Annotated in this window: 9 protein-coding genes and 1 pseudogene; 5 read left to right on the top strand and 5 right to left on the bottom strand. The window is 60.3% G+C overall.

Going from position 1 to position 14,513, the window contains the following annotated elements:
• Positions 1-87: 87 nt before the first annotated feature.
• Positions 88-753, top strand: a complete 666-nt coding sequence (locus tag AC3FOF_RS39850; RefSeq protein WP_276269359.1) for a response regulator transcription factor — start codon at positions 88-90, stop codon at positions 751-753.
• A complete protein-coding gene (locus AC3FOF_RS39845) occupies positions 750-2,114 on the top strand; it encodes a sensor histidine kinase (protein WP_488729739.1) in 1,365 nt (454 codons plus the stop codon). Before AC3FOF_RS39850 ends, AC3FOF_RS39845 begins: the two co-directional genes overlap by 4 nt.
• A 368-nt stretch (positions 2,115-2,482) precedes the next feature.
• On the opposite strand, the gene AC3FOF_RS39840 is transcribed toward AC3FOF_RS39845, so the two are convergent.
• The 4 genes from AC3FOF_RS39840 to AC3FOF_RS39825 form a co-directional block, all read right to left on the bottom strand.
• Entirely contained in the window at positions 2,483-3,598 is a 1,116-nt protein-coding gene (locus tag AC3FOF_RS39840) for a tol-pal system YbgF family protein (protein WP_488729738.1), read from the bottom strand.
• A 1,014-nt stretch (positions 3,599-4,612) separates the two neighbouring features.
• On the bottom strand, positions 4,613-5,581 hold the full coding sequence (locus AC3FOF_RS39835; protein WP_488729737.1) for a Bug family tripartite tricarboxylate transporter substrate binding protein: 969 nt from the start codon (positions 5,579-5,581) through the stop codon (positions 4,613-4,615).
• Between the two features lie 435 nt (positions 5,582-6,016).
• Positions 6,017-8,716 carry a CoA-binding protein gene (locus tag AC3FOF_RS39830; protein ID WP_488729736.1) on the bottom strand — a complete coding sequence of 900 codons (2,700 nt, stop codon included), beginning with the start codon at positions 8,714-8,716 and terminating at the stop codon, positions 6,017-6,019.
• A gap of 22 nt (positions 8,717-8,738) precedes the next feature.
• Complete coding sequence (locus tag AC3FOF_RS39825) at positions 8,739-10,013, bottom strand: ATP citrate lyase citrate-binding domain-containing protein (RefSeq protein WP_276269355.1); 1,275 nt, start codon at positions 10,011-10,013, stop codon at positions 8,739-8,741.
• Positions 10,014-11,307: 1,294 nt separating this feature from the next.
• Between AC3FOF_RS39825 and AC3FOF_RS39820 the strand changes: the two genes are divergently transcribed.
• The 3 genes and pseudogenes from AC3FOF_RS39820 to AC3FOF_RS39810 form a co-directional block, all read left to right on the top strand.
• Positions 11,308-11,889: a hypothetical protein gene (locus tag AC3FOF_RS39820; protein ID WP_488729735.1), complete on the top strand. Its 582-nt coding sequence runs from the start codon at positions 11,308-11,310 to the stop codon at positions 11,887-11,889.
• Between the two features lie 131 nt (positions 11,890-12,020).
• Positions 12,021-12,374 carry a cellulose biosynthesis protein BcsP gene (gene bcsP, locus AC3FOF_RS39815; protein ID WP_488729734.1) on the top strand — a complete coding sequence of 118 codons (354 nt, stop codon included), beginning with the start codon at positions 12,021-12,023 and terminating at the stop codon, positions 12,372-12,374.
• 19 nt (positions 12,375-12,393) lie between these two features.
• A pseudogene (locus AC3FOF_RS39810) lies at positions 12,394-12,613 on the top strand (DDE-type integrase/transposase/recombinase); the annotation flags it as partial.
• Between the two features lie 459 nt (positions 12,614-13,072).
• On the opposite strand, the gene phbB reads toward AC3FOF_RS39810, so the two are convergent.
• Positions 13,073-13,843, bottom strand: coding sequence for an acetoacetyl-CoA reductase (phbB, locus tag AC3FOF_RS39805; RefSeq protein WP_488729733.1), 771 nt, complete (start codon positions 13,841-13,843; stop codon positions 13,073-13,075).
• Positions 13,844-14,513: the final 670 nt, after the last annotated feature.

The raw sequence follows: 14,513 nt of genomic DNA, 5'->3' as shown, positions 1-14,513 counted from the left end.
CATGTATTTGCAAAAACTTGAAAGCGATGCAGGGCGCTTTGAAAGTAATGCAGCTATGTCACTGAACTAGGGAAGGAATCGATCAACGTGAAGGTTCTCATCGTCGAAGATCAACCGCGACTGGGCAATTTCATCAAGCTCGGCCTTGCCGAGTGCAACTACACCACCGTGTGGGCCCACAGCTGCCAGGAAGCCCGCGATGCCCTAGCGGAAACGACCTTTGACGCCATCGTCCTAGATCTCGGGCTGCCAGATGGCGATGGTCTTGAGTTACTGCGCCAGTGGCGCGAAATTGGTTTCAATGAGCCGGTGCTGGTTCTGAGTGCCAGGGATTCCGTGGATGACCGCGTCAAGGGCCTGGACCTCGGCGCCGACGACTACCTGGCGAAGCCGTTCAGTATGGAGGAGCTCCGTGCTCGCGTGCGCTCCCTGGTGCGGCGCCACTTCTGCGTCAAAAGGACAGTCCTGGAATATGAAGGACTGCATCTCGATCTGCTGAACCATAGCGTCACGCTGGATGGAAAACCGGTGAAACTGACCAGCCGGGAGTACGCTTTGCTCGAGATTTTTATGCACAACCGGGGGCGCATTCTCACTCGCACCCTGATTGCGGAGAAGATCTGGAATTCGCACCACGATGTCGACACCAACGTGATCGACGTTTATATGAGCCGCTTGCGTAACAAGCTAGAAGGCACATCCGGTAAGATCTTCTTCGAGACCGTGCGTGGCGTGGGCTACCAGTTCGCATGAGTTCCATTGGTGCTCGCATCGCGGTCTGGTATGGCGCAGCCGCCACGGCAACGCTTGCCGGCCTATTCGCTGCCGGCTACTTGCTGCTCGAGAATCACCTCCTGCACGGTCTGGATCTGCTCAATGAAGCCGAGTACCAGCAAATCGCGGTGCGCCTGGGTCCGGACTACTCTACGCTCAGCGCTCCGTTCATCGAAATGCGGATTCGCGAAACCACTGATCAAGCGCCGGCACTTTTCTATATCGATATTGACGCCCCGCAGCAAGGCGTTGTGTTTCGCTCGACCAACCTGCAGGATCAGACCATTCCGAGTGTTCCGGGGCAGTCCCGATATAGTTCAATCATCCCCGGCATAGGGGAAGTCAGGGCGGCAGACTTTTCGATGACGCCATTCACCGCCACCATAGCGACCCCCTTGCAACCTGTGCGCAACGTCATGCACAGCTATGTACAGATCTGCGCGGGCCTACTGCTTGCCATGCTAGTCATGAGCCTTGGCATCGGACTCTGGCTCAGTAAGCTGGTGCTCGCACCGATTCGGCTGATCCGCGATACTGCCGATGGGATCCGCCAGGATAACCTCAGCAGACGCATCCCCGTAGGCGATGTCCACGATGAGATATCCGATCTGGCGCGGCTGCTCAATCAGATGTTCGACCGCATCGAAAGCGCCTTCGAGCAGGTACGGCGCTTTACCTCCGAGGCATCCCACGAACTGAAAACGCCGCTGTCCCTGATCCGCCTGAACGCCGAGCAAATGGTGCGCTCGCCCGGCATGCCGCCCGCCTTCGCCGAGGCCGTGCAGTTTCAACTGGAGGAAGTCGCGCGCCTGACCCGCATCATCGAGGACCTGATGTTCCTGTCGCGCGCAGATGCGCAAGCCATTGCACTTGAACTCAAACCGTATGATCCGGCCGCCTTTCTCGATGGATTCAACCAGGACGCCACCGCGCTCGCGGAGCACCACGGACTGGTGTTCGAGGTCACCCACGCGGGAGCTGGCGTGGCACTATTCGAGCCGCGCTGGATGCGCCAGGTCCTGCTCAACGTGCTGGTCAACGCCATCCATGTCTCCCCGACCGGAGGCCACATCGTCCTAACCTCCACGCTGGACAATGGATCCTGGCGCTTGGGCATCAAGGACGAGGGGCCCGGCCTCGATCTCGATCAGTGCGAACATATGTTCGAGCGCTTCGTCCGCTTCGCCACACCCGGCAAGGATGTCCCCGGGAGCGGGCTCGGCCTGGCAATCTGCCGCAGCATCATCGCATTGCACGGCGGCCGCATCTTCGCCCGGCCCAACCTGGCTGGACGTGGCTTGCGCGTCCTGATCGAAATCCCTGCCGATGCTGCTGCCTGAATCCGCCCGAGCAAGCGCCTCAGTGCCACCGATTGACAGGGGAAAGCTCGCGTGTCAGGATTTCGCCGGAACGCCGGGCAACAGCCAGCTTGATCTTGCGCAGGCTGCTGTCGTAGCCGATCACCTTAAGCAAGAGGTCCCGCAACTTCGTCTTGGTGATATGGAGGCCTTGCCCTGCGATACGCCGCTCCAGTTCTCATGGCTTGGTACGCCTGCGGTGGAGATCGGTGCGGGCAGCGCTGCCTGGGAGGCCACCGGCGGGGACATGAAGCTGGCACGCAGCCCTCTGGGTAGGTTGTCACCATGCAATGGCACCGGCAGGGCCACTCGTCATCCCCGTCACCCGAGGCGGGAGCATAGGGCCGGCACTATCCTGGCAACCCCTGCGCATAGATACCCCAGAGCCTCGCCAGATCCGCAGCGCCGTGCATCCCGCCAACATTCTTGAAGGTGGAGATCGCCCTCCCTTTCTGCCCGGCGAGCAGGTAGCCAATGCCAACGCGCAACCGGGTGTCCTGCGGGATGCTGCCGAAGCCCCCTTTCCGCAAACCCTGCTCCATCAGCGCGATTCCCTTCGGGAATTCTCCGTTGGTCACATAGGAGAAGCCGAGGTGCACGAGATCAAGCCCATCCTTGGCGGAGGCGGCCTTCGTTGCGCTATCGGGTCTTGCCAGACGCGCCCGTTCTTCATCCGCACGTGTCCGAACCAGCGCCTGCAATTGCCTGTGCTGCTCCGCTTCCTTGCCAGCCCCCATGACGCCGCTCGCAAAGCCTTTGTCGAGGATTGACCGTGCCTCCAGTGGAAAACCCGCCTGCAGTGCCAGGTTGACGGTACGGACGTAGTCCGCAGCACTGCCAAGCGTTTCGGTCAAAAAGCGCAGCCGCTGTACATCCAATGCTAAGCGCTTGCCGAAATCCGGTCTGGATTGCGTCCGCTCCAGCAATTCAGCCCAGTATTCCCTGCGTGGGTGATAGGTCACCAGTTGCTCCAAGCTCCAGGAATACGCATTGCTATCCTTGAGCCGCAGATAGCAGGTGCCGAGCAGTCGCAAGCTGTCTTCCGAGGGAGCCCGTCCTGCTTTCTCGGCTGCCTGGATCTCCAGTTGCAGTTCGCGTGCTGCGTTCGGGATATCCCCCCCAAGAAAATACGCACGACCGGGCAATCGCCGCACTTCCGGATCTGTGCCGCCCGCTAGAAGATAGCGCCGCGCAAGTGCAATGGCAGCATCATAGTCCCGGGCCTGAAAGCGCGCCATCGCCGCGCTCTGGAGCTCAGCCAGCCCCGACTCCGACATAGGCCGGCCGACAGCGTTGGATGTACCACCCGCCTGCGGCCGGGAGTCGCGCGCCCTGGCCGTTTCCTGCGCGGCCGTTGCTGAAGGATAGTCTTCGGAACCCGCGCCATTGGCTGCCAAGGCCGGTGCCTGGATCAGGGCCAGCGTCAAAAAAACGGGTAGGAAACTGAAAAGGTACGTTATTTGCATGCTTATTTAAGAGCTTGCTGTAACCGCGCCTTTCAATCTCTAAGCAGCCGGATCAGCAACCTTTTGGCAATACCTGGGATTTACCCGGATACGATCTATCCGGCGATTAGCCCAAATGATGCCAGAAATAAGCAAAGCCGTGCCCAAACGCCGCTGGAACGGTTGGAACTCCCGATGCATCTGCGACAGGCGAGCCTGGTCGCTCTCTCCACGCAGACTTTGTGACACAGACTCCGACACTCTCAGCTGGCGTGGGGAGACATCACCCCTGTTGCATCGAGAGGTGTGGATTTCGCCATTGCCGCGCGACGCTCAGCATCGGCGTGCAAGAGTTCCACGGGCGTCGGTGGGGTGTCGGCCCAACCAGCAGCCGAAGGAGCATTAACGCGTTTATTCTCCACAACGCGCCCATTCCTTCAGGGCTCCAAGACAACAAGGAACGCGCTGAACCGACGGGTATCCCAGCACGAGTACGATCCACACAGAGACTTAGAAAGAACATCTCGATGTCTCCTTTTCTATCCGCTCAGCCCAATTGGAGTGATGCACAAAAAATGATGTCGCACGGTCGTGCAGGCTCATCGTGGATTGAGCTAGTTATAGCCGAGGATCGCAATCCCTCGCAGCGTCTCGTCGTCCGATCCGCTGTCGCGAAACACAAGCTTGACCGCCCGGCGGGGGGCGTCGCTTCGCTTGTGAGCGGTAGTCTGTGGCTTGTCTGTCAAAGAGTCTGGGGCAACGGGCAAGCGGTCGCTGCAAGTATTGCTGGAGTCTGACGGTTCGGTCGATTGCATTTGATTTACTAAGACATTCAAGTGTTGCCCGCGGTCGTGTCGGTAGACCTCACGCTTCCCGCGGTTTTTAATCCCGGCGCGGCAGGGTCCGGCGATCTGTAGTTTTTGGTTTTTGAGTATCGCAGCTAAACACCAAACTCCCCTGCGCCTTGCATATGGAGCGCCACGCCGCAGGCAGGGAACAGGTAAATGGTGAAACAATACGATACTCGCCAGGCGCTTACTTCGCCACACCCAGTTCGCGCAGCGTACTACCCAGGCGGGCAGACTCGTTGTCAACGAACTTGCCGAATTCATCGCCCGTTAGCAAGAACGGAGCCCAGTCGTTCTTGGCAAGGGTTTCTTTCCACAAGGGGGTTTCAGTCGCCTTGACCACCGCATCCACCAGCGCCTTGCGTTGCTCTGTGGTGATGCCCGGCGCGCCGTACACGCCGCGCCAGTTGTAGATCTCCAGACTTACGCCCTGCTCCCTCAGCGTCGGAATATCGGCCGTGCGTTCCCTAGACGTCACGGCTAGCGCGCGCATCTTGCCGCTTTTGATAAACGGCAGGAATTCGGAAACACCGGCGATGCCCACCGTCACGTGGCCGCCCAGGATCGAGGCCGAGGCTTCGCCGCCGCCCTGGAACGGCACGTAATTGATTTTCTTCGGGTCCACACCGGATTCCTTGGCAACCAGACCCGCCAGGATGTGGTCAATTGAACCCTTGGAGCCGCCGCCCCAGCTCACGCTGCCCGGATTGGCCTTGAGCTGCGCGGTCAGGTCCTTGATCGACTTCAGCGGCGACGCGGCCGGCACCGTGATCACCATGGTGTCGGCGAACAGGCGTGCCACCGGGGTCGCGTTCTTCAGCGTGACCGGCGGCTTGTTGGTTTCGATCGCGCCCACCATCACCGCGCCGGTGACGATCATCGCGTTGGGGTTGCCTTTGTCGGTATTGACGAACTGCGCAAGACCGATGGTGCCGCCCGCGCCGCCTTTGTTGTCGTAGGAAGCCGTCTTGGCAACCCCGGCGGCAACCAGCGCCGCGCCCAAAGAACGGCCGGTCTGGTCAAAACCACCGCCAGGATTGGCGCCGATCATGAACTTCACGCTGTCGAGCGCGAAGGCGGGGGCAGCGGCCAAGGTGACGGTGATCGCGGCAGAAACCATGACGACATGGGCAAAGCGATGAAATGAATGAGGCATTGCGGTCTCCTATTTTTCTGAGGGTTGCCGGCGATCCGTTGCGGACCTGCAAAGCGGACCTGGTAAGAGCGCCGCGTGGAATACGGGCTGTGCCTCCTGTCGGAAGCACATCTTGCGTGCCGGGCTACTTGTGATGGCAGGCCGATATGGCGGCCAGCGTAGCGGGATTCTAAGCGTCGAACCTGTCTATAACCTGTCTATAACCTGTCTATAACCTGTCTAGAGTCTGTCGATTTGATGCTGATGGATTTGACGGCCAGGTAGCAGCTACATCGTCCAGGGCCGCAGTGAGCCTCCGCAAGATACGGATCGAAACTGCCGGCGACCGTGAATCTAAGCGATCCCCGCACATCGCCGTGTACCGCAGCAACGGTACCACGGAGGCGATCACCATCGAACGGGTAAGCGGGGCTCGCCATCGCGCCTCTTCACCACTCAAGCCACGAACTCACACCTGGAAGCCGGCGTACGCGTGTCCATATTGCGGCCCCTGTTCAGGTGGTCGTCGATCTCCGCAGCACAGCCGAGCATGCGGGGGTACAGAAAGATCGTGAACGCGGCCGTCTCCAGCGCGCTCCCCGAGTACTTTCCGCTTTGGTAGGGTCGCCACAGCATCTTGAGCAGCAGCGCGGCTATCACGGCGTCGATATTCACGCAGTAGACCGTGCGCGACACCCCCTCGTCGAAGAGCGTCTGCACTAGCGTGCTGTAGAACACGTGGAACACGTTGTACTCGCCGCGCTCCGCGAAGAGCTTGCCGATGAATACCTCCCGCGGGTCGTGGTTCACTGGCTTGTCCTTGAACACCGGGTGGTTGACACCGGGGATCTTCTGGATGTCCAGGCTGCCCGTGTTCTTCTTGTTCGCCTTGTAGTCAGCGTAGCGCTTGACGTAGCGCTGCGCCAGCGCTTTCAGGTCGATGCCGTGGTTCGGATCGCCAGGATCCTTCAGTTCTGAATCCTTGAACTGCTCGATCAGAAATGCGATGCCCTCATAGCCGTTGCCTCCATGCGCATAACCCGAGTGCGTGAGAAAGCCCGCCAGCGCCTTGTTGAGCTGGACGCGGCCCGGGTCTTCCGGCCCGTCCGCCGACACCGCGCCCTTGGCGCCCTGGGCGGAGATCGTGCCGGGCCCGTTGCTTAGCAGCAGCCCAACCAACACCTGGAATGCATACAGATCGGCCCCACTTGGCGCGAGGCCCAGCAGCGCGACGAACACCACCTCGCTGATGGACCGCCGCGCCAGGATGTCGCTGGTTGCAATGCCGCAGAAGCTACCGGCCTCGTGCTGGTCCGCCGGCACCGAGGCACCGATCAGCGCCCCGAACAGACGCATCCACCACGGCAGGCTCTCCGCGGTGATCCGCGACACGCGCTTGCGCATCAGCGGGCCCCAGGCCAACGTGGTCGTGATAGCCGCCAGCACCGCATCCTCCGTCACGTGGCCGGGCAGCGTTTGAAGGTAGCTGACGAACACCGACTTGGCGCCCCGGGCCTTCAGTCCTTGCAGCATGGCGCTGGCCCGGTCGTCTGGCTGGTCGGTGACGAACAAGGCTGGGTCTTCGAGCCGGATCTTGCCGATGTCGAACTCCTCGTTCATCGCATCGTCGAGACCGGCCGCCGCAAATGCGACGATCAGCATGCGCGTCAGCGCGCGCGCGCGATCCTGGGTACGCGGCCCCAGGATGCTGGCCGCCGTGGCCAGTACGCTGTTGGGCGCGTTACCATTATCGCGCGCCGCTTGCGCGCCCGCCAGGGCGGGATGACCATGCAGGTTCAACGCGGCACCAAGCGCCACGTTGATCAGGCGCTGGTCGTTGACGCCGCCGGGTTCGCGCAGCAGCGCCAGGTTCACGTTGCTCTCCAGCGGGAACTGCGCTGCATCCAGCATCGAAACGCCATGCAAACTGGTCAGCTGGGTCCTGGCATCCATCTGCGATGCACCCGAAGTGTCCTTCATGGTCTGGCGCGGCATCACGGCGCCGATCTGCTGCCTGAGCGCGGTGATCTGCTGGCCGTACGGCACGGGGGCCTCCACCACGGCGAGGTCGAGTTCGGGCGGAAGCTGCAAGCCCCGGCTTGCACTGAACCAGGGCTTGAGTTCCATCGTGCCTTCCGGCCCGAAATCGGGTTGCGCGCCGTTGGCCCGCATTACCGCGGTCAACGCGGCCGGGATGTGGGCAATATTGACCACCACCGCGCCCTTGGCCGACACCACCGGATTCTGTGGCGTGAACAACGCGCTCACGCCGAACTTCTCCATGAACCAGCGCTCCTTGGATTCAGCGTCGTCGGCACCGCCAGCCATGGCGCCGGCATGGCCGACAGCGCGTGTCAGCTTGCTCTTCCAGCGGCCAACCACGCAGGCCACCACCGGTTTGGTGAAAACAGCATCGCGTTCGTAGTAACCGCCGGGTTCGCAGTACAGCACGGCAGCCTTGCTGCGGTCGTCATTGGCCAGCGCGAAGGCGAATTCGGGGGCAGCGTAGTGAATGTAGACGTCCTTGCCGCTTGAAATCAACGTGGTCGTGCCCCATCCGGCCATGCGCAGGTACTGCGCAATAGTGGTAGTAAAGCCGCCGGAGTTCGACAGGATCGCAATCGAGCCCCTGCGCAAGGTGTCGGCCGGGGCGTCCCCGCCTAGCGCGCCACCGATGCGCACCTGATTCCAGGCATCAGCAACGCCGAGACTATTGCCTCCGAAGATATCAACACCATTGAGCTGCGCCAGCGCGCGGATTTCGCGGGCGTCGTGCACCGACATCTTCTCGGTTGGAATGAAGATCTTCTTCAGGTCGGGATTGACCCGTATCAGCTCGACGACACCATCGTCGGCTGCCGAGGGCGGCAAATAGACCACGCCACAGTTGAAGCGGTGGCCCGCCTCCAGGCCTTCCCGTACATTGTTGTAGACCGGGATCGGGCCCACCGGCGTGTCGAGCACTTGCCCCTTGCGGCCCGGCGAGGTACCGAACACCACATTGCCCCCTGAGTAGGCATGGCCTACCGGCGTCACGTCGCTTGACTCGCCACCCATGATGTTAAGCACACACACGCGGTCTTCGCGTGTCGCCACTTCGGACAAGGATTGAATACCGACGAAATACTTGAAATCACCAACACCTTTGGCGCGCATGGCTGTCTCCTGTGCAGTGACTTCAGGCGGTCACATTCAAACTGGCCGCGACTTGCGCGCGGCCACCGGCTTTCATCCAGGCGTCTACCTTACGAGCATAGTCCACCACCTCGCTCATTGCCGAGTCGAAGCCAAAACTCACGTAGGGCAGACCGAGCGATTCGCATGTATCGCGTAGCACTGCCATGCCGCGTACCAGGTTCGGTCCGCCGCGCCCGACCACCACGTATAGCGGCGAGGCGCCATACTTTCCGAAATGCTCGCGCAGCGCGTCGGCCATGGCGCGGAAGGTTTCGAAGATGTCGGTGTTGTTGGACTTGCCGCCGATGATGAACAGCACGTTGCTCTGCTTGAGCCAATGCTTGAAGCAAATACTGGCGACCGCCTTCATCTTCTCGTACGGCGGGTTTCCGCCAAAGTCGGAGGAGATGATCGCGTCGTCACCCAGCATCTGCGTGACGAGAGAGTTCGCGCCACCACCGAAGGTCGGTGCCAGGATCGTCCCCTTCTCGTTGATTATGTATACGTCGCTTTGGCCCTGGTAGGTGCGGAGCTGGTTGATCTCCTGCTCGAAGGGAGAGGTATCTACCGCGAAAAGATGAGGCGGCAGGTTCAGGCGCTGCCAGCGCGGATCGTCGCGGTCAAAGCCGCACTTGAAGTCGCAGGCAACCGGCGTCAGTCTGCCGCGCTTGTCCGCGCGCATGCGGATCGGATTGAGTTCCAGCGTGGTCATGCCGTAGTCGTGGAACAGATCCCATAGGTTTGGCAAGTGCTGCACTAGCGGCGAGATGATTTCCTTGGGTGCGTTCAGCCCGCTCAGCGCGTTCGCCACGACAAAGGCCTTGAGGCCAGTCAAAGGGCTGAAGGGCACGCGCGCAAGCTGGCTTTCGTGCAGTTCCTCGATATCCATGCCGCCGTGGTGCGTCAGTGTCATGGTTGGGGCACGAAATTCGGTGGAATCGGTCAGCGAGAAGTAGATCTCGTAGTCCGACGGCACGCCGCCTTCGAAGGTCACGCCATTGGCCTTGGCCTGCTGATTGCCATGGTGGTGTTCGGCGAAGTAGAGGCGCTCCTTCTCCTTGAGTGCCGAGGCCAGGTCGCTTACCCGGCTGAGCAGGCCAGCCTTACCTTTTTTGCCGACACCACCGCGGAACACCGGTTTGATGAAGACCTGCTTGTGGCGTTCGATAAGCGCCTTGATCTCGTCGTCATTGGCGTCGGGCCCGAGCACCTCAGCCGCGGGGAAACCCACGAGCTGTAGCAGCCGAGCGCCGTGAAGCATGCCGGTGATTTGCATGTTGTCTCCATCGTCAGGTAATTGCTATCGTCGCGGCATCCTAGTCCACCAAGGCTTTCACCATGCTTTCATCTTGAGAGAGATTTTGCCAGCCAAGCAATATTTTTCGTCGAGCACGCAACGAGTCGCCGCCGGCAGACCGCGCCCAAGCCGCAACCCAAAAATAACGATGACAGGAAGAAAGGATCATCCGTGATCATGAGTACACACACCCTAAGTGCGTATGCCGGCACGCGCGCCATGAAATGGCCAAGTGCAATTGGGCCGCCCTCCGTCTTCTCGAACAGAAACCGGAGTCAATGGCGTGGTACTGGACGCGGTGGTGGAACGCTCTCCCGAACACAGCCCGATCAGCATGATGGCGCGCCTGGGGTCGCAACGCGCCCTTGTACGAAGTTGACGACGGCTTGCCGGCATCAAATTATCTAGATTGCGCAGAGTTTGATTGATTTGCGTACCTTTAAGGTTATGTCGCTTGCAATGCCTTGCGCTGCGGACAATAGTATCTATCCGCCCCAGAGCAAGATCGACATGCAGACAGATAGCCAGCCGGTTCGAATTTCGCTCGAGGAACTGAGATCGTTCGCCGCCGCGCTAACCGACGGGTCCTTGCTCAAGCGCGCGACCTTGCGCGTCATCGCCGAGCAAGAGGATCGTCAGCGCCGGCAGGAGGCCAAAGCACACGATCCATATGCAGAGCAGACTAGCTCCGCAGTCGCAAACAGCCCCTCTCACGGGCATTAGTTTTCCGGCCTGTCGCGCCTCATAATTTGCCCCGAGCGGAGTCCCGTATGCCTTGTCTGAGTTCCTCTCTGGCGAGGAACGTCAAACGGTGATGCTCGTCCAGGCTCTGCCCTCCGGCTACATCATTGTGGCCATAGGTCCATGACCCGAGACCGTTCGCTGTCGCCCTAACCGATGGGTCCTCGCTCAAGCGCGCGCCGTTGCGCGTCATCACCGAGCGAGAGGATCGTCAGCGCCGGCAGAAGGCCAAAGCACACGGCCTATACGCAGAGCCGAATAGCTCCACAGTCGCAAAGAACCCCTCTCACGGGCAATAGTTTCCCAGCCTGTCGTTCCTCATAATTTGTCTCAAGCGGAGACCAGTACGCCAATCGCAGCTGCCGCAGGCTACGCCACCGTACTTCTCATCGCGCTTATTGGTGCGGTCCGTTTGGACGTAGAGAACGACCCTATTGTGCGCGACTGAGCGACTGCACGAGATAGGCGATAGCTTGACACGCGACCGGTGTCTCGCGACTCACCTATTCCCTTCTCTAACTGGATTCTTGCCGTGCGCAAATTATTCTCCGTCGTGTCAGCCAGTCTGATTGTGATGCTTCTTGCCGGCTGTCTCGTTCCAGAGAAATTCGCGGCGTCGGTCATAGTCCGGCAGGATGGCACCTATACGTATAGATACGAAGGTACCGCGATGTCGGTGCCGGCCGCGATCCGGCTCAAGGAAGTTGCCAGACTCTCCCCCAGCGACCTGCAGGCGCTAAAGCAGGATGCCTCACGGATGGCCGATATGTCCGGTGCCCGCAAGGCGATCTATGTCGGCGGAGGGCGCTACGAGCTGTCCGTAGAGCAGGATCTTCGGCCTGGCCAACCATCGGAAGCCTTTAACTTCATGACCGTCAAACGGGACAAGGACGGCGTGTTCACCATCGCGCGTGCGCCCATCAGCAAGAAGGACCTGGATGCGCTGCGGCAACTCGACGTCAAGGTCGACGGCACGCTTGAAGTCCGCCTGCCGGCCTATGCCGAGGTGGTAGATCACAACGCTCACGACGAACCGGGGTTCTTTAGCAAGGCCTATCGCTGGAAAGTTGGCGCGATCGATGTCGCGCCGACCATCCGCTACAAGCTTCATTGAACTGACGAGCAAGCTTGGCTTGCCCGACAAACTGCGGGGGACGCGAAGTGCCGAGTTTTGCTTCGGTTGCGAAGGCACGGGACGGGCAGACAATCTCGCTAAATCACTATCTCAACTGAGGAAATACTCTGATGCACTCCGACGATCTATCGAAACTGTTCCAGCGCATTGGCGGCAACCCCCAAGACTATCGCCAAATCGTGCATAAGGATTCGGTCCTACAGGCGCGCGAGCGCTGGCCGCTGTTGGCCTCAATGGGCGCGGAGCTATGGGACGAGCTGCCTCCGATTCTACGCAGCGGCGCCCGTGTACAGCTTACGCCGGCATCGTCGCTGGCGCGAGGCATCCGGCCGGCTGCGGCCGAGCTACGCCGGCAGCCGTCGCCTACCGAGCTGGCGATCGTCTTTGCCCGCCTTGACGGCCGCGGGAGGCCGACAGCTGCCCCTGCCCGTGTACGCGCCGAGACGTACCTCTTTTCTCGATAGCCAGTGGAAGTCCCTGTAGCGGGCTATCGATAAGGCAGGCAATACCATCGACTTCCTGCTGCGCGCCCAACGCGACAAGGCTGCGGCGCGACGCTTTTTTTACACGGCCATCGAGCACGACCGTCGTGCCATCAAGCGCGTGACTCGATCGATGCTGGGATTAAAGGAATCTTTCTGCAATACGCACCCTGCTGGGCGGCATCGAGCTCATGCATATGATTGCCAAGGACCAGATTCAATTCCGGTGGGAAACCAAGCCGAACAAGAAAAGCCGCCTGATTCTGGATGCTGCGGCTCGCGTTCCCTCAGCGGCCCGGAGATGCGCGCCCTGTGCGGCATGTCAAGTGCGGAGGTGCTGGACGTGCAATATTCTCCGTTTTCTCAAGCGCCTTCTATCAGATCGGAAAGCCTGCTTGCTGCAGCACACAATGTCGATAGCACCAGCTATCGGCGGGCGGGACCGAATAGAACCTCCCGCAGGCGGCATGTCACATCGGCGAGCTCTGTCGACACCGTCACTTGCGCTTGTATCGTTGCCCCAGGCGATGATCTCGTCCGGTTACGCAGTGATATTGGCAGCGAACGGCATGCGCGCTAACAGGATGCGCATGGATTTCATATGGTCTCCGGTTGCTGCCTCGTGTAGTTCTTCTGTTGCCCTGCGGTGGCCGCCGTGCACCGGCCACCGCGGCAAGACGTCACTGCATGTGCTGGCCGCCATTGATAGCGATGTTGGCGCCGGTCACGAAGGCGGCTTCCTCGGAGGCCAGGTAGATGATCAGGCCCGCCACTTCCTCTGGCTTGCCCAGCCGGCCTACCGGGATCTGCGGCAGGATCTTGGTATTCAGAATCTCCTCGGGAATGGCGGTGACCATTTTGGTGCCGATGTAGCCGGGCGAGATGGTGTTTACCGTGACGCCTTTCCTGGCAACTTCGAGCGCCAGCGCCTTGGTGAAGCCGTGCACGCCGGCTTTGGCTGCCGAGTAGTTGGTCTGGCCAAATGCGCCCTTCGAGCCGTTGACCGACGACACATTGACAATGCGGCCCCAGCCGCGCTCCACCATGCCGTCGGCAACTTGCTTGGTCATGTTGAACAGGCTGTCCAGGTTGGTGCGCAGCACCGTGTCCCAGTTCACCTTGTCCATCTTCTTGAAGGTCATGTCGCGCGTGATGCCGGCGTTGTTGACCAGCACGTCGACCGGCCCGGCGACCTCCATCACGGCCACCACCGCCTTCGCGCATGAATCGATGTCCGCCACATCACAAGGCACAGCGAGGATGTCGTAGCCGCGCGCCTTCATCTGCTGAACCCATTCGCCATGGGTAGTGTTGCCTGGGGAGTAGGTGACCACCACCCGGTAGCCGGCATCGGCCATCTTGGTCGAAATGGTTTCACCCAGGCCACCCATGCCGCCTGTCACCAATACTACGCGTTTGTTCGCGTTGCCCTGCTTCGCAGCTTGTGTCATGAGATGTCTCTCTCGATTGGTTCTCGTTATAAAGGAAAATAGATCAGTGGCCGATTTTCCGAGATAGAAGATAACACGGCTCTGTCATACCCGGTAGTGACTCTGGCGCGGGTCAATTAGGTCAAGTCGATCTAACGGCAATTCAGCCCCCTTAAGAGCGGACGACACGGCTCCCGTGAGGCGAATACACGGCAGCAATGGGCTTGAGGCCGCTGCTCTGATCAAGCATGAGATAAACAGGTGAAGGGAATCTAACCCTCGCTTGAAAGGATTGTCAATTAAGCCACACCCGTACGCGGGAGTGGGGCATGAAGAAGGTAAACGATTTTCTGGATAGCGGTTGTCGCCCTCCGACGCGCTCACGGAATCTCGTCTCTGAGCCGGACAGCAGGGGACACACGCGCTGACACCGCCCAGAAGGGCAAGCCGGATCGACACCCACGTCGCATTGTCGTCTGCGCAGAAATTCTCGACCGACTGCGACGCATATTCGGAATCATCGCCGGAATATCTTAATAACGAATTTTAAGCGCGATAAACGCATATATTTCAATTACCCGGCCTACGGCAGGCTATTCAGCCAGATATGGTGCTGGCGTGGTGCTATTGAAGTTGGCGAATCCCACTTGGAGTGCACGCACGTCGACGCCGATGACACCGACGACGTCGG

It is taken from the genome of Cupriavidus sp. 96C5-1, from assembly GCF_057798855.1.
This window is presented reverse-complemented; position numbering and strand designations above follow the sequence as displayed.